At 40.2% G+C, this 15,561-nt stretch carries 16 protein-coding genes; 6 read left to right on the top strand and 10 right to left on the bottom strand.

What is annotated here, in order from left to right; genetic code table 11:
• Positions 1-288: 288 nt before the first annotated feature.
• Both ACZZZK_RS00230 and ACZZZK_RS00225 read left to right on the top strand, forming a co-directional pair.
• Complete coding sequence (locus ACZZZK_RS00230; RefSeq protein WP_463482299.1) at positions 289-1,002, top strand: DUF3891 family protein; 714 nt, start codon at positions 289-291, stop codon at positions 1,000-1,002.
• Between the two features lie 109 nt (positions 1,003-1,111).
• Positions 1,112-1,828, top strand: a complete 717-nt coding sequence (locus ACZZZK_RS00225) for a class I SAM-dependent methyltransferase (RefSeq protein ID WP_463482298.1) — start codon at positions 1,112-1,114, stop codon at positions 1,826-1,828.
• Between the two features lie 155 nt (positions 1,829-1,983).
• On the opposite strand, the gene ACZZZK_RS00220 is transcribed toward ACZZZK_RS00225, so the two are convergent.
• The gene (locus tag ACZZZK_RS00220) at positions 1,984-2,616 is read right to left on the bottom strand and encodes an alpha-ketoglutarate-dependent dioxygenase AlkB (RefSeq protein WP_463482297.1); all 633 of its coding nucleotides are present in this window, start codon (positions 2,614-2,616) and stop codon (positions 1,984-1,986) included.
• A 188-nt stretch (positions 2,617-2,804) separates the two neighbouring features.
• A complete protein-coding gene (locus tag ACZZZK_RS00215) occupies positions 2,805-3,017 on the bottom strand; it encodes a hypothetical protein (protein WP_463482296.1) in 213 nt (70 codons plus the stop codon).
• A gap of 281 nt (positions 3,018-3,298) precedes the next feature.
• Here ACZZZK_RS00215 and ACZZZK_RS00210 point away from each other — a divergent pair, with 281 nt between their 5' ends.
• Entirely contained in the window at positions 3,299-3,901 is a 603-nt protein-coding gene (locus ACZZZK_RS00210; protein WP_463482295.1) for a DUF4142 domain-containing protein, read from the top strand.
• A gap of 117 nt (positions 3,902-4,018) precedes the next feature.
• On the opposite strand, the gene ACZZZK_RS00205 is transcribed toward ACZZZK_RS00210, so the two are convergent.
• Positions 4,019-4,273, bottom strand: a complete 255-nt coding sequence (locus tag ACZZZK_RS00205; protein ID WP_463482294.1) for a hypothetical protein — start codon at positions 4,271-4,273, stop codon at positions 4,019-4,021.
• Between the two features lie 73 nt (positions 4,274-4,346).
• Complete coding sequence (locus tag ACZZZK_RS00200; RefSeq protein ID WP_463482293.1) at positions 4,347-5,180, bottom strand: MBL fold metallo-hydrolase; 834 nt, start codon at positions 5,178-5,180, stop codon at positions 4,347-4,349.
• Between the two features lie 467 nt (positions 5,181-5,647).
• On the opposite strand from ACZZZK_RS00200, the gene ACZZZK_RS00195 reads away from it, so the two are divergent.
• Together ACZZZK_RS00195 and ACZZZK_RS00190 are read left to right on the top strand one after the other, a co-directional pair.
• Positions 5,648-6,790, top strand: a complete 1,143-nt coding sequence (locus ACZZZK_RS00195) for a zinc-dependent alcohol dehydrogenase (protein ID WP_463482292.1) — start codon at positions 5,648-5,650, stop codon at positions 6,788-6,790.
• A 5-nt stretch (positions 6,791-6,795) separates the two neighbouring features.
• Entirely contained in the window at positions 6,796-7,278 is a 483-nt protein-coding gene (locus tag ACZZZK_RS00190; protein ID WP_463482291.1) for a hypothetical protein, read from the top strand.
• Positions 7,279-7,399: 121 nt separating this feature from the next.
• Here the strand turns inward: ACZZZK_RS00190 and ACZZZK_RS00185 are convergent, their stop codons facing one another.
• The 3 genes from ACZZZK_RS00185 to ACZZZK_RS00175 form a co-directional block, all read right to left on the bottom strand.
• Positions 7,400-8,359: a TIGR03885 family FMN-dependent LLM class oxidoreductase gene (locus ACZZZK_RS00185; RefSeq protein ID WP_463482290.1), complete on the bottom strand. Its 960-nt coding sequence runs from the start codon at positions 8,357-8,359 to the stop codon at positions 7,400-7,402.
• Positions 8,360-8,407: 48 nt separating this feature from the next.
• Positions 8,408-8,662 carry a SemiSWEET family sugar transporter gene (locus tag ACZZZK_RS00180; protein ID WP_265798677.1) on the bottom strand — a complete coding sequence of 85 codons (255 nt, stop codon included), beginning with the start codon at positions 8,660-8,662 and terminating at the stop codon, positions 8,408-8,410.
• A gap of 266 nt (positions 8,663-8,928) precedes the next feature.
• Positions 8,929-9,672, bottom strand: coding sequence for a DUF92 domain-containing protein (locus ACZZZK_RS00175; RefSeq protein WP_463482289.1), 744 nt, complete (start codon positions 9,670-9,672; stop codon positions 8,929-8,931).
• A gap of 269 nt (positions 9,673-9,941) precedes the next feature.
• Between ACZZZK_RS00175 and ACZZZK_RS00170 the strand changes: the two genes are divergently transcribed.
• On the top strand, positions 9,942-12,122 hold the full coding sequence (locus ACZZZK_RS00170) for a hypothetical protein (RefSeq protein WP_463482288.1): 2,181 nt from the start codon (positions 9,942-9,944) through the stop codon (positions 12,120-12,122).
• Positions 12,123-12,174: 52 nt separating this feature from the next.
• On the opposite strand, the gene ACZZZK_RS00165 is transcribed toward ACZZZK_RS00170, so the two are convergent.
• The 3 genes from ACZZZK_RS00165 to ACZZZK_RS00155 form a co-directional block, all read right to left on the bottom strand.
• Positions 12,175-13,242 carry a zinc-dependent alcohol dehydrogenase gene (locus ACZZZK_RS00165; protein ID WP_463482287.1) on the bottom strand — a complete coding sequence of 356 codons (1,068 nt, stop codon included), beginning with the start codon at positions 13,240-13,242 and terminating at the stop codon, positions 12,175-12,177.
• A 30-nt stretch (positions 13,243-13,272) separates the two neighbouring features.
• Positions 13,273-14,028 (bottom strand): SDR family oxidoreductase, encoded by a 756-nt coding sequence (locus ACZZZK_RS00160; RefSeq protein WP_463482286.1) that lies wholly within the window; start codon positions 14,026-14,028, stop codon positions 13,273-13,275.
• A 412-nt stretch (positions 14,029-14,440) separates the two neighbouring features.
• A complete protein-coding gene (locus tag ACZZZK_RS00155; RefSeq protein ID WP_463482285.1) occupies positions 14,441-15,559 on the bottom strand; it encodes a Gfo/Idh/MocA family protein in 1,119 nt (372 codons plus the stop codon).
• Positions 15,560-15,561 lie beyond the last annotated feature (2 nt).

Here is a 15,561-nt window from a genome sequence, read left to right as displayed (position 1 = left end):
CTAGACTTTAAAGGTAGCAAGGAGGGTGACATAAAGTATCTTCCAAAGCGCAAAATTAGTAAGCGTAACCAGAATTTTGCTTTAGATACAAAATGGTGCCGCATCGGTCTTTGGAATTTTAAACTACCAAATACCTTTATCTCAGGAGGTTGTTTATCAGGATAACTTGCAATCGATTTCACAATAGGGATATTAAGTCTTTCTCATACTGCTGGTCAAAACATTGATAAAACCTATTGAATTAAATTCTGTTGATCTTTTGGACCCGAAAGAAAAGGTCAATTAATCATGATTGTACAATATGATGAAAAAGGCTGGCACATCGTTACCCAGCGTTCACACGGATTGCTCGCAGGGCAGATTTGCGCTCGATGGAAAGTTACGGATCAGCCCGAAAAATGGGTTGAGACCTTAATCGCAACAGCTGAACATGATGACGTTTACAATGAATTCGAACGCAGTCCGCTTATTGATGAGAATGGAGCACCGATCAATTTTAAGAGTACCAGATTTGACCTGGACAGTTCGACGAGATTGATGGACATGGCATTGACCAAAAGCCGGGTTATTGCGCTATTAATCGCCAGACACATTTCTTTTACCCACGGGAGCGATCCATTAGCCAAAAGTTTTATAACAAATCTAAAAAAGCACGAACCCCGATGGCTTAAGGATACAGAAGTTACAAAAAAATCAATTGACCTGGCTTACGCTCTTTTGGAATTTTCAGATGCCCTTTCCTTATTGATCTGTCAGTCGCAAATCCCGCCTGAAGGTCGCAAGGTAGAAATCAGTACCGGACCTAACGGACTTCCCTATTTCCTCTTTCAAAAAGAAGAATCACTCATTGTTGAGCCATGGCCTTTTGAAACAGATCAATTTTCAGTCAGCTATGAAACCAGAACAATAACGCAGCTCAGGTTTAAAAGTGATGAGGAGTTTAGGTCAAAACTCAAAACTTCCGCCGTTAAAAATCATAATATGATCATCTCTCGTTCGTAGAGATAAAAAACATCACCAAAAAAGAAATGTACATTTGTTTAGTCGATTTTATAACCTCATGACATCGTTTTAGAAATAGATAATTTCACATAAATTATACTTCATTACTATGAAAATATCAAATTTTGTCTTTCCCGTTTTCTTGGTGTTATTGCTTCAAACGGCCGTTGCACAACAACAACAATCGCCTTACACTTTCAAAAAACCATCTGCAAATGGTACAGGCAAGGTATATATGGGCCGCGAGATTGCCCAGGTAATGAGCTTCGAAGGCGTAGAATGGTTGGAAAGAAACAGCCGGACAGCGGAAGAAAACACTAATCTGGCTTTGGCGTCGATGCCACTAAAGAGCAACACCGTTGTTGCTGATATTGGTGCAGGATCTGGATTTTATACTTTCCGTGTTGCTACGCGTATTCCGAAAGGTAAAGTATATGCAGTCGAAATCCAAAATGATGCAATTGTTCACCTAAAGAAAAAAGCGTTCGACGATGGTGTTAAAAACGTGGAAGTGATCAAAGGCTCAGATACCTCACCCAATTTACCACCCAGTTCAATTGACCTGGCATTTATGGTAGATGTCTATCATGAATTAGAAAACCCTGCAGCATACCTCGCAGCGATAAGCAAAGCGCTTAAACCTAATGGTCAGCTACTGCTATTAGAGTATAAAGCAGAAGACCCACAGGTAGCAATCAAACCAGAGCACAAAATGAGTGTAAAGCAAGTGAAAAAAGAGCTTGGAGCGAGTGGATTTAAGCTGGTTAAAAACGGCAAATTTCTGCCCTTACAGCATTTCCTACTATTTGAAAAAACAGTAAAATAAAATTTCCTTTATCTAGTTTCCGTGTCACGGGTTATAGGAAACTTTTAATCTGTAGCAGCTCAATTAATGCTTTTTGCCGTTATCCTAAAGCTTAAGCATCATGCTCTATAACCGAAAAACATGGCGAAAGGCTTACAGTGAACGCTAAGTTCGACTCACAACCTCATTGAAACACCTAAGTTTTCTGCTAACATTTGGGCAACTTTTCCGTTTGGATCGAGTGGCTGCACCCTGGATGGTTTCACTTTTCGATAAGTGATCGAAACTCTCCTATCTCTATGAACTATATTTCCATCGATCATATCTTTTTTTCTTGGCGGAATTGCATGACTCCATTTTTTGCGGGCATCATCCTGCATCACATATAAAGATCGCCTGGGAATCACCACGTCAATAACTTCAAAAGTGCTGGTATTAGTAAATTTCATCACACATCCACTTCCGAGGTTGATCCCGCAAATTTGATTCTCATAATAAGCCCGGTCTTTATGTGATTTAATGCCTTGACCAGGAAGGTATTCGTTGATTATTACCTGATCAGGCTGATGATCTAAAATATGCTTTTCGACAATTTCCAGCGCCAGTTGATCTATTTCCTGAGGAATAGCGATCGGATAGTTCACCAGATTGTAGGGTACCTCCAGTTCATTTCTAAAGCCATAATATTGAAGCCTTCTTTGATAATCAACTATCCATGACTGACCATCAATTTCATTTAATAATTTTGTTTCTTTTGCTAGATCAATAAAATCTGGATACAAGAACAAACCTGGTATAAGCGTTTCCATTTTTTTAAATTAAAATATAAGATCTAAACGTTGATAATGAGGGAAATAAAAAAATGGATTTCAGTACGTAATGGAGTTAAACTAAAGTAGTGTATTAAGATAAAAGATGGTTAAATCGTTTCATTTACATTCCGAACGTTTCCCTACAAAAACCAACCAATTAACGACTAACTAGACTTCCATTGAAATTAGCGTTGCTCTTGCTCAATCGCTGCGCCGATTTTTTGGACCAAATCTTCAGGAATAAGATCACTGGTTTTCCAGATTGTAAATGGCGGTTCCTCTATCTTTTCGGGAAATATCACACCTGCATGAACCCCATCAAGACTGACATGGTATTCATTATTAAACTGATTTACCTCAACTTTGTAGGTATTGATGTTGAAACTATACGATTGCATAACATAGCTAATATGAAAGACAACATATTTGGCATGAATTGGTTTTGACCACCTCAGGTTAATTACTTCTAAACCAAATCAATCGCGATTTGAATTTTTAGAACCATCATTTGTCGAGCTACTTCATTTGAACGGAATTAGATCTCATTAGTCTCAATCTTTTCTAAACCGAAGTTAAATACCTGCTTAGCTTCAAAATGTACGTGTTTTTCTCTCCTATCACAGGTCGCATCAACAAACAATTAAGGAGCGATGTTTTCAAGAAGATAAAATATAATATTATGATTAAAAGAACATTTAAGTGGAGAAATACAATTACCATTATAGCACTAGCCAACCTTGGCTTGGGCTGCAATATAGCCGACAAACGTTCATCAATGGAAAAAGACAGCGTTGGAAATGATACTGCTGTTAAAGATCACGTTGGAGGGGTTGAAACATTCGAAACAAATATGGAGGAAGATGCAGCAGGATATTTGAAAGCAGCGAGCCAATCTCTAGTTGTTCAAGATAGTTTACTTACTGCGGCTTTGTCTTCCGGAAGCAGTGAAGAAATTAAAACATATGCAAAAAGGGCACGTGAACGCACCAGATTTTATAAAAAAAACTTGGAGGGTTTTTGCAATAAAAATAAAGTGCTTTTAAATGAGGCATTGCGGATCGAACAAGTTGATTCGCTTCGTTGGTTATCTCGGCAGGTAGGTATAGCATTCGACAGGCCATTTTATAAACAATTATCAGTTGAGTTGAATAAAAACATTGAAGCTTATGAGGATGCCTATAACGCAAGACAACAAAGGGTAAAAGCTTTTGTAAAAGACGAGTTACCGAGATTAAAAAAGGAGAAAGAACTGCTAGATGAGCTGGGAAGAAATATTAAGTGAGTTAGCTGATTTTATACAGTGATCCTAATGCTTATCAGCTAATGCCCTTTTATAACTTTTTTTATTGTATTCTAATGGACGCTGCGCAACCATTCAATTGCGCCGCGTCCGTTTCTATTAAGGAGTGGCAGGGCCTTTATGCTCCCAATGGTCTTTAATAACCTCACCATTCGATCCGAATTTAAGCCTTCTGGCGTAGCGCTCGCCTCTGATTTTTCCATTTGCATCCTTCTTGCCAATAAAAATCATAATTGCTCTGCCGTCATCGTCTGTTTTCAGCGAAAGATCATAACGACCAAAGTTTGTTTCAATAAATTCATTTTCCGGATAGGCCTTATTAATTACCTTAATTAACGTATCTGTAAGTTTCATGTCTTTGATGTCGTTTAATATTTCACATTGATTTCCATTTAGTATCTATCATAATTAAATGGTAGACGCTATCTTAGCTAAATCTCCCATGTTTCGGTACCGCTTTTTCGTGAAAGTTTTCGGCTAAATCTTTTAATTGCGATCTCATTTCTTCACCTTCCATCACTTGGCCATGCCCGGTAAGTAGAAACTCCGGATCAAGGCTGGCTAACGTTTTCACCGATTGATGGGCAGCATCCCAATCAGTAGTCAAATACCGTGGCGGGCCGTTAACTTCTTTAATCTGGAAGAGAACTTTATAAAGTGAATCTTGCCTCACGGTTACAACAGCATCGCCGCTTATCAGTACACGATCTATTGGCCTGAAAATGGAAATATGCCCGGGCGAATGTCCTGGCGTATGTATCCAGCTCCAATCTTCAAATCCTGGCAAGGTTTGGTTCTCAGGCAGAACTTTTAGATAAGGGGTGATATTTGTAGCTTTGTGTGGATATAGTGACGAGATTTTTGCCAGAAGCCCACCTTCAACAGTGTCATCTGGTTCAGGATAATCTTGTGTTCCATTTAGAAAAGGAAACTCTGCCTGATGTGCATAGACTGGAACTTGCCATTTTTCTAGAAGTTCAACAAGACCTCCGACATGATCAAAATGACCATGAGTGAGCAAAATAAAGTCAGGTTTTCGTTCTCCAAATCTTTCTGTTGCAACTTTGAGAATCTCTTTTCCCGAAGTTGGCATTCCAGCATCAACTAAAAACCACGATTCACCAGGTTTACCTACCATAGCAATATTCACAATTTGATTGGTGTAGTAGTATACATCACCAGAAATTACTCCATCATCATAGCTGGATGATGAAGTCATTGGGATAAAATGATTATCCTCACTTTGAGATATTTTTTCCATAAGCTTTCGATTCTTCAATTTCACCTTTGCAGAAAGATTTTCAATTATATTTTAAACTTTGAGCAGCTCCTCTCAAACGGTTTACATTAGTCCGCTTCTAAAAAACCAAGAATTTCAAATGATGGTTTTATCATTTTGCGGCAACATCGATTTTTTTATAGCGGCGAAAAGCAATCGTTTAAATCAGATTGGCACGTTTCAACTCGCACCGCTTAAGTATGTGGAAAGCCAGCGATAATGGACGTTTTTCAAAAAAGAATTGATTACCAATAAGCTTGCTGAAGATATATTGAAACAAATATTTACAAAACTTTTGCTTCTCAGGGCATGTTTTTCAACTAACAACAAGAGTTTTTCGCTATGAAAAAAATAAAATTTTTACCATCTATTCCTCTAATTTTTTCATACCGATATCAATTTCAAATAACTAAATCCTTAAACCATTAATTTTTTTTGAAATGCTAGCAATGAATTATAGAGGACCATTTAGGGTCCGGGCTGAGCAACGACCAATGCCAGAAATTCTTCATCCCGAGGATGCAATCGTGAGGGTGACCAGAACGTGTATATGCGGTTCTGATCTTCATCTTTATCATGGTATGGTGCCCGATACAAGAGTTGGATCAACCTTCGGACACGAGTTTATCGGAATTATCGAGGAAGTAGGACCGCTGGTTACAAATGTTAAAGTGGGTGATCAGGTTCTGGTTCCATTTAATATTGCATGTGGAAAGTGTAATTTCTGCAAACAAGGTTTATATGGAAACTGCCATGAATCAAACACCATGGCAACTGCAGTGGGTGGCATTTTTGGATATTCACATACGGCGGGAGGATACAACGGCGGACAGGCTGAATATGTACGAGTGCCTTATGCTAACGTGGGACCAACAGTGATTCCTCCAGATATGGATCCGGATGACGCGGTGTTACTTACCGATGTGGTGCCCACTGGTTATCAGGCGGCAGAAATGGGTGGTATTAAAGAAGGCGATACCGTAGTAGTTTTTGGTGCCGGACCTATTGGAATTATGGCCGCAAGATGTGCCTGGTTTTTTGGTGCTGCAAGGGTCATCATCATCGACCACGTGGACTATCGCTTAGAGTTTGCAAAAAATTATGCGAAGTGTGAAGCGTACAACTTCAAATCTATGGCTGATCCGGTTTTATTCCTTAAGAAAACAACCGATTGGTATGGTGCGGATGTGTGTATCGATTGCGTGGGTTGCGAGGCAGAAGGGAACGCATTGCAAACCTTCACTGGAAAAATTACGCTGATGCAGGCGGGTGCTGCCACAGCACTACAATGGGCCATTAATTCCGTGAAAAAAGGCGGTATTGTGTCAGTGGTGGGTGTTTATGGTCCACCGTTTAATTACGTACCTATTGGAAATGTACTCAACAAGGGAATAACGTTACGTGCCAATCAAGCTTCAGTAAAAAGACTTCTTCCTAAATTAATTGATCATGTGCAATCCGGCAGGCTTAGTCCCAAAGATTTAATTACCCATCGTGTTCCACTCGAAGAAATTGCAGATGCCTATAACATTTTCTCGAAGAAACTTGACGAGTGTATCAAAACGGTATTAATTCCTTCAACAAAAAATTAAGAAAGATGAAAACAAATTCAATAGATTACAAAAGCATTCCAGGTTGGGGAATAGATATAGACCCTGAAAACGAACCCACTTATCCAATGAAAAACTATACGGGCGACGACCATAAACGCAGCGTTTATGAGCGGTCAGAGCCACAACCGGTGAACATTGAATTACTTAAATCGAATGAAAGGCCAGCGTTTAGTATGGTATTTGGCGAGTCGATTCCTCCATCAGGTTTAAGTGGAATGATTAGAAGATATGCATTTAAACATAGTGAAGACCGTTACCGACATTGGATTCCGCTCATTCTAGCCGACCGCGTGAACGCTTGGGAAGGGATTGTTGATGACCTAAAAAAAGGAACAATTCCTAATATTTTTGCGGAGCGAGGTATGAAATCGGAAATGAAATATAACGCTGGCCCTTTCGCCAAAAAAGCGTTGACCACAGTAGCAGTTGGCGTCGCTTTATATCTGCTTTGCAGGAAAAAAAGATAAGGCCTCAATTTGTCACCGTCAGTATATTTATGTGTGAGCTTACTTCTTAGTAAGCTCACCTAACCAAAGGTTAAATCATATCGAACGCATTTTCCTAAACGAATAGCGAGAATGTTTTCATTTAAAAACGAAGATTAGGAAGTACTTCGCCACCGAAATCTTCGATAAATTCTTTTTGATTTCGATTTACATTGTGTAAAATTATGCGATCTATTCCTAAACTTAGGTCTTGTTCAATCCACTTTTTATGTTGATTTAGGCTGGAGGAAATTCTCACATGTTCTTCCATATCCGCCGGCTTTACCAATTGAGCTGCGGCATCGAAATGTGCCACAGTTGGCAATTCACCCAGTACACTTCCCTGAAAAATATTGCTGCGCCACTGGTCATAAGCACCAGCTTCTGCCTCCTCCTTCGCTCGTGAATAAGATAGCTGAACTTTTAAATGAATGGGTTTCCCTGCGCCGCCATTGCTTCTAAACGCCTGCACTACTTTTTCTAGTTCATGATGCGGTTTATGCGTCGTTAATAAGCCGTCTGCCCATTCGCCCGCCCACCTTGCAGTTTCCAGGCTAACTGCCGCACAAAATAACAGTGGTCTTTCTTTTGGCAACGTGTATAGTCTTGCGTTCTCTACATTAACCAGACCTCTATGGTTAACCTCTTCGCCATCTAAAAGCTTTGAAATTACTTGGTAGCATTCCAAAAGTCTGGCATTCCTTAAAGATTTCTCCGGCCATTTATCTCCAGTGATACTTTCATTCAAAGCTTCGCCACTTCCCAGGGCAACCGATAGTCGTCCGGGAAACATTTCATTGAGCGTGGCAATAGCCTGAGCCACTATGGCTGGATGATAACGTTGACCCGGGGCACAAACTACGCTGTAAGGTAAAGTGGTAGATTGAAGTGCTGCCCCAAGCCAGGCAAATGAGAAGCCGCTTTCACCCTGCCGCTCACTCCAGGGATGAAAATGATCTGATGAGGAGATAGCATTAAACCCACAATCTTGCGCTAGTTTGCTAAGTTCGAGTAAAACGCTAGGGGCAAATTGTTCGTGTGAAGCATGATAAGCTATTGTCATTTTAAGAGATTTTAGTAGGGTTTATAATTCAGAATTCATCTACACAACTTAGCGATAACGAAATTTGAGCACAATCATCACAATGTTCAATGCCAGCGCAAAGAAGTTCGTAGAAATTATCGCAATATCTGACTTCACGAATCCGTAATAAATCCAAAGTGCATTTCCGGTCATTAAAACAATAAACATGAATATAGATACCTCTTCTGCCTTTTTCTTTTTCAAGGTTTTAATAATCTGGGGAAGAATAGACGACGATGTACATATACCCGCCACTATTCCAAGAATGTCGATTCCTTCCATATTTCCTAGTTACATTTTATCAGGATTTTGTTTTCCTAACGATTTTGGGTGCCTTCACCTCAAAACCTTAGATACTCAAACAACAAGCTTTTTATTGGCTCTGTTCTGCTAAAATGTAAATCAAGTAAATTCTCTCTCTGGAAGTATTTTTCACAAACCGATTGGGCAGGAATTGATCGGTTGCTATAAACTCATTGGCTTCTTCTTTTAATAAAAGAGGTATGTCGAAGCTTAGAAGGATGATATTTAGATTGAACTTTAAATTTTCATGAAATAGCGAGCAACATCAAAGCGATAATCGCCGCAGCTAGCGTACTACAAAAATTGACTACATTATTTCCTATTAACCCTTTGCGTTCCAACAATGCTCCGAGTATTGAATCTGATAAATTCCCTGCTGTACCCGCCAGAGTAATCCACAAGAGGTTAATATCAAATCCAAAACCAATTGCATATACCAACGCAATCACCAGACTTCCCATTACACCAATCAAAGTACCTTCTAAACTGATCAAACCATCTCTCCCACGTTGATCCGATTTCAGCGTGATTACATTATAAAATCGCTTGCCGTAGATTACTCCAAGTTCTGAGGAAAGTGTATCTGCAGTAGCAGATGCAAAAGCCGCGGCCATTGTAGTCAACATAAGGGCAGCAGATTGAGGATAAACAATTACTATAACACCAGCGATAGTAGAAACACCAGCATTAGCAAAAACCTGAGCGGCTGTTCTGCCATTTTTGTTCTCATCCAGATCAGAAAAATTCCGCTTTTGATCCCTTTTCCACGAAGTAGCAACTGATCCAATAATAAAAAAGGCGGTCATCATCATCACACCAACAAAGCCCGAGGCCATAAAGATTATACAGGCCATTAAGCCTCCGGTAAAGGATGCTGGAATAGTGAGTTTTTTAGCCACAATACTGTAAATCATGCCTGCAATAATGATGATAGGCAAAAGTATATCACTATACTTAAGATTTAACAAACTGATGGTGCTACTAGTCATTTCCAAATTTAGAATTTTTCCGTTGCGCTGACACCAAATACACGCCTTCTATAAAACATTAATAATGAAAATGGGTTGCAGGCTTTCTATTGAAACTCTTGTTTTCTCGTCAATGAATCACCAGGTATTTCACCCTTTTGAATATGTAGCTTTGACTGATGTATTGTGGTCTTGATACCTTCGAACCAGGTATTAACCATCCAAATCAGGTATTTATACGCTAAACATGGTTATCGGCTCAATCGTTTTAAATAGGTAAGAATTTATATATGGAACCAATATCAGCATGGGCGGCTAATGCTCAATCAGAACTGAAAAATTTAAAACCAATTGCAGCGCTTTCTGAAGAAATGGACTTGTCTCTTTATTTAACCAGTGATACTTTATGGCTGGTGAAACGATGGCAAGATGACTCAAGCATAGGATTTAGAACGGCATTTTCTCCGTCAGGTGTTTTAACCTTGGAAAACATGGATCTCAAAGCAAATAAAGCCAGCGTTAAATTGGAGACTAACTCACTAGGTTATCAGGTAGACATCTCCTGGAATCCTGAAAATGGCCAACTGAGATATTCTTTAAATGCTACGCCTAAGATCCCGCTTTTAATTCCTTATTGGCCAAAAGATATCCTAAGTTTTGATAGAAAGGGGAAAATCAAGCAGAAAGGTACAATACATACTCAGCAACGAGGTACACGTTCAGGCATCATGTACTTCAACGATGGGGAGTCTGGATCAGTATTTTACTTTCAAAACCTAACAGCCCTAAATGATTATTGCGAGGGTACACAATCTAGCGCAGGTGAAACGGTTGGTGGCGAATGGCCGGAAATCGGATTCTCCTTACCCGCTTCAAATGCCAGTCTGGAAAAGAACAAATCATATATCCTGAACGATAGCTTCGTTGTATTTTCAAAGGAAGTTCCCACAACACCTGCTGACATAGCTGTTCAATACCTTGATAAGCTTGCTGATGTTTATCTGCAACTTCCCCGGCCTGAAACCACTTATTATAAATGGCTGGATACCGCCGAGAAGGGCCTCCAGGATCTGGTTTATCATAAGGGTTGCTGGACATTTGCGGGCGGCCACTCCTATCTGAACGCCTACGTAGCTGATTACAAATCGCCACCAGAGGTAATGGTTCAGTTAGCCGTGTTAGTGCCAATGCTCGAATATCTGGAATGGAAAGGTGAGGCCGACCATAAATTAGTTGATGAACTGATAGCAGGTTTGCCAGCTTTTTATGAACCAAAAATGAAAACTATTGTGCGTTGGTTGCCGGCTCTGGAGAGCAACCTCGACCACTCAGAGGAACAAAAGAAGCCTCGTGTAATGGATTCCTGGTACTTACATCATCCACTAATGAATTTGGCGAGGTTGAGCGATCGTAATAATAAGACTGCAAAAACCCTTCTCATGGATTCCATTGATTACGCAATCAAGGTGGCACAACATTTTAAGTATGAGTGGCCTGTTTTTTATCAGATGGATACCTTAGAAGTTATTAAAGCCGAAACTGCTGAAGGTGAAGGCGGCGAAAAAGACGTACCAGGAACCTATGCAGATTTGATGCTCAGGTTATGGAAAATGACGGGTGACAAAAAATATTTTGAAGAAGCAAGGCAGGCAGCTGAAAAGCTTAAAAACCTTAGCTTCGAAGTATTTTACCAGGCGAACAATACTGCATTTTCTGCAGGAGCAATGATTAGGCTTTACAAGGAAACGGGTGACAAAACATATCTCGAACTGAGTTACGTTTGCATTGCAGCATTGTTTGATAATATGCAACTATGGGAATGCAATTACGGGCACGCCAAAAACTTCCCTACCTTTTTTGGCATATTTCCATTAAAAGATGCACCATATACAGCAGCCTATGAAGAGCAGGAGGTTTATTCTGCTTTGTGCGATTATCTTGTTCAAATTCAGGATCTGGAAGTGCTTCCTTCCATCAGGCTTCTAATTGCGGAGTTTGTGAAACACATCATTGGCCGCGTGGTATATTATTATCCTACAATGCTTAAAACCGATGCGATAGTCGAAAAATCCAAAACCGGCGAAATCGACCCCTCTTTATGGATTGCGCTTGAAGATCTTCATGATGGCTGGGAACAATCTGGCGAAGTTGGTCAGGAGGTGTATGGTGCTGGTGTTGCTTTTGGCGTTATAGAAAAACAATACCACAAAGTAAAAGATGAATCCTTTATGATATTCTGTGATTATCCAGTAAGCGGTTTTCGAAAACGTGGGAAGTCCGTTAGTTTTGCTACCCAAGGCGACCAGCGATTATCTTGCCGGATAGTTCTTCTACCTCAGGAACCAAAAGATACGTACAACTTTACTGTCTATATCGGGAATGATTCCAACGCAGTTGAACCGATGAAAATAGATAAACAAGCTATCGAATTTAGCGTTTCCGGCAATGAGAAAATAAAAATATCCTGGTGAAAATGCCTTCACCAGGATATTTTTAACGTATTAAGTTGATATTATAATTAATCTATGAAACTGTTAAGGCTACGAACACTGCTCCCGTTTCTTTTTTATTCTGAGCAGTTTCAAACGCCTCGTTTATTTGATCTAATGGATAAGTATGAGTGATCATTTTCTTTGCATTGATTTTCCCCTTAGCAAGCAGTTCCACACAAATCGACATTTCTGGATAAATATCCCAAAAGCCATAACTGGCGCTTGGGATCAAACTGATCTCCGATTTTTGTAAATCCTGCCAATTCAATTCTATAGCAGTATTTCCATTTTCAAAGCCCCCGACAATTATTACCTTTCCTCCAATTCGAGTGATTGATACCGCTACAGGAAGCGTGGTGGTCATCGATTCGCCTCCGGCGCACTCAAAAGTCAAATCTGCTCCTCTTCCATTGTTGAAATGTTTCATGCAAACTTGAGGGTCTTCCGTCTCAAGATTCACTACCCTATCTGCTCCTAAAGATTTAGCCAAAGCCAAAGAACTTTGAACAATATCGAATACAACTACTTCAGCACCCGATAACTTGGCCAGTTGAAGTTGTGCCAACCCTATTGGCCCCGCACCTATTATCGCAACTTTGTTATTTATTCTCAGTCCGCTAAGCTTTTGTGCATGCAGGCTAACAGAAAATGTATCCAACAAAGCAGCTTCTTCGTCGCTCACGTTATCGGGAAGAATATGGAATTTGGTAGAGGGGCCAACAACGTATTCAGCAAAGGATCTGGATATGGTATCCATCCTTACCTTATACAAATTTGGACAAAGGTTATATTGCTGAACCCGGCACCAGTCGCAGGTCCCATCACCTAGCAAGGTTTCTACCACCACCCTATCGCCCGGCTTCACATTTCGAACTACCGGTCCGGTTTCCACAACAACTGCAGACATTTCATGTCCCATAATTTTACATTCGAGATCTGGCTCATGTTTTTTCCAGTGCCGTAAATCTGTTCCACAGATACCCGAAACTTTAATGCGGGCCAAAACCCAGTCATCGGCTGGAATTTTAACCCTGTCTACTTGTTCAATCTTGAACGTTCCGTCCGCCTCTTTTAAGGCTGCTTTCATTTTAATGCTCATTCGATATCATTAAACGTTATATAAAAAACATTAAATAAGCTGCAAATGTGGGCGGATTTTTAGGTTCACAACATCCGAAGCAGGTGGTTGGGCAATACAAAATGCGATAGCCCAAGCAATGTCATCTGCAGGAAGCATTTCATGTTTTTCTATCTGTTCCAATTTCTCTTCTTTGCTAGCCGGCTGCATATCAGTATCAACAGCTCCTGGTTCGATAAGTGAAAGTCTAATCCCCAATGGATTAATTTCTTTTCTTAATGCCTCAGAAAAGCCTTGAATCCCAGCTTTTGTTGCGACATAAACACTGCTTTTCTCTTCCCGCACATCGGCACTCATGGATCCAATATTGATAATTTGTCCTGCTCCGGCGGATTTAAAACGGTTTATTGCCTCCTGGCTACAGGCCATGTAGGCTAGCAAATTCGTATTTAAAATATATTGCCAATCCTCGTAACCACCATCCGTGATACTTCCGTAACCGAGTGCAGCATTGTTGATAAGAATATCCAGTCCGCCAAGTTCAGAATCCACGGCATCAAAAACTTTCCGTATGCCTGCTCCTGATGACAAATCTGCTTCGACAGCAATTGCAATTGGTAATTTTTTACTTTTGATGACTGCTATTGTTTCCTGCAAAGGTTCGTCATTCCTGCCGCAGATTAAACATTTCGCTCCCAAAGAACTCAACAAAATTGCAGATGCTCTTCCGATTCCGGTGCTGCCGCCAGTTATCAATATTTTCTTGCCTAAAAAGGCACTGCTAAAATGAGAATTGAAATCTTCCATAGTATATTATTTGAAGTTAAACCTGTTACCGCTTACATCCCTATTGACACGTCGAGCAAATTCAAACCGATTTGTTTAATTCTGATCTTCCATATAGATGGAACGATGATTATAATTTTATAACCAGCCAGATTATTTTTTTGTTGAACGGTAAATACCCGTTATCAAGGGTCATAAATACTTGATTTTAATTCATTCATTTTACCAAAGAAGATTGTGGAAGAAATATAGATACGCTGGCTCAGGAAATAGCGCAAGAAATACCACCCAGGAAGGTGAAAAACTATAAACTTGAATAGAAGATAAATCCTTAACTGAAAAATTAAAGAGTTCAAAACGTATGATAAGCTAAGTACTATGCTGTAAAGCAATAAGGGTTATCAATAAGAAGCTTGCACTTTACAACCAAACACTAGCCAGGGAGTTTGACTTTTTGTCCGGTCTTCGCAGCTTGATAAATTGCCTCAATAATTTTAAGATCTTTCAAACCCTCCTCACCATCTACAGAGACAACAGGTTGTTTATTTTCGAAAATAATCGCTGCCATTTGATCCATTTGTTCTGTTTGATGGGTGGTAATGGGTTGGTTGAGTTCGCCTTGATGTGTTCTGCCTTTTATCGGACCGTAACCTGTTGATGGCTGCATCTCTGCAAAGCCTTTTTCGCCACTCAAAAAAAATCTATCCAGGTGGTTGATATTATAACTAGACAAGCATGAAGCTATAGCGCCGCTAGGGAAACCCAATTGGAATTGTATGGTTTCATCTACGCCTTCCTTAAATTTCACCGGATCGGTTTTGGTTTCCTGTGCCGTTACCCAAACAGGCTCTTCACCTACCATATATCTTGCGCCATTAAGCGCATAAATTCCAATGTCCATCATTGCTCCGCCACCAGCCAGTGCTCTATTTAATCGCCACTGGTTTGGGTCGCCTGCTTTAAAGCCGCATTGCCCCTGAAAAAACATAATTTTTCCAAAGTCGCCAGCTTTCCTCATTCGAATCACTTCAAGGGTCCGCGGTTCAAAGTGCATTCTATAACCCACCAATAATTTCACATTTGCTTTTTTGCAAGCAGCAACCATTTCTTGCGCCTGTTTGGCATTCACGGCCATTGGTTTTTCGCAAATGGCGTGTTTTCCAGCTTTGGCCACACGGATAAATTGATCGTGATGAAGTGCATTTGGCGTTATGACATAAATCGCATCTATATCAGGATTGTTTTTTACCTCGTCGAAATTCTCATAGTTGTAGCAATTCTGCGCTGGAATGTCGTACTTCAGTTGCCAATCTTTAATTTTGGATGGCGTACCACTAATCACCCCCACCAGTTTTGCCTTAGTACAGGCTTTCACTGCTTCCGCCACACGGGTTCCGTACCCGCCTAAACCCATAATAGCAACTCTGAGCACTTTCCCTTGATAAGACTGATCTTTCTTTTCGGAATAGTTCGCAAATGTTGATAATGAACTCAGCTGCAGCATTAGTGCAGATGCACCCATTTTTTGTAGAAAATCTCTTCTTGTATTCATAT

This window comes from Pedobacter sp. AC163 (assembly GCF_979258665.1).
The sequence above is the reverse complement of the archived record's forward strand: the minus strand, read 5'-3'. Positions and strand labels throughout refer to the sequence as shown.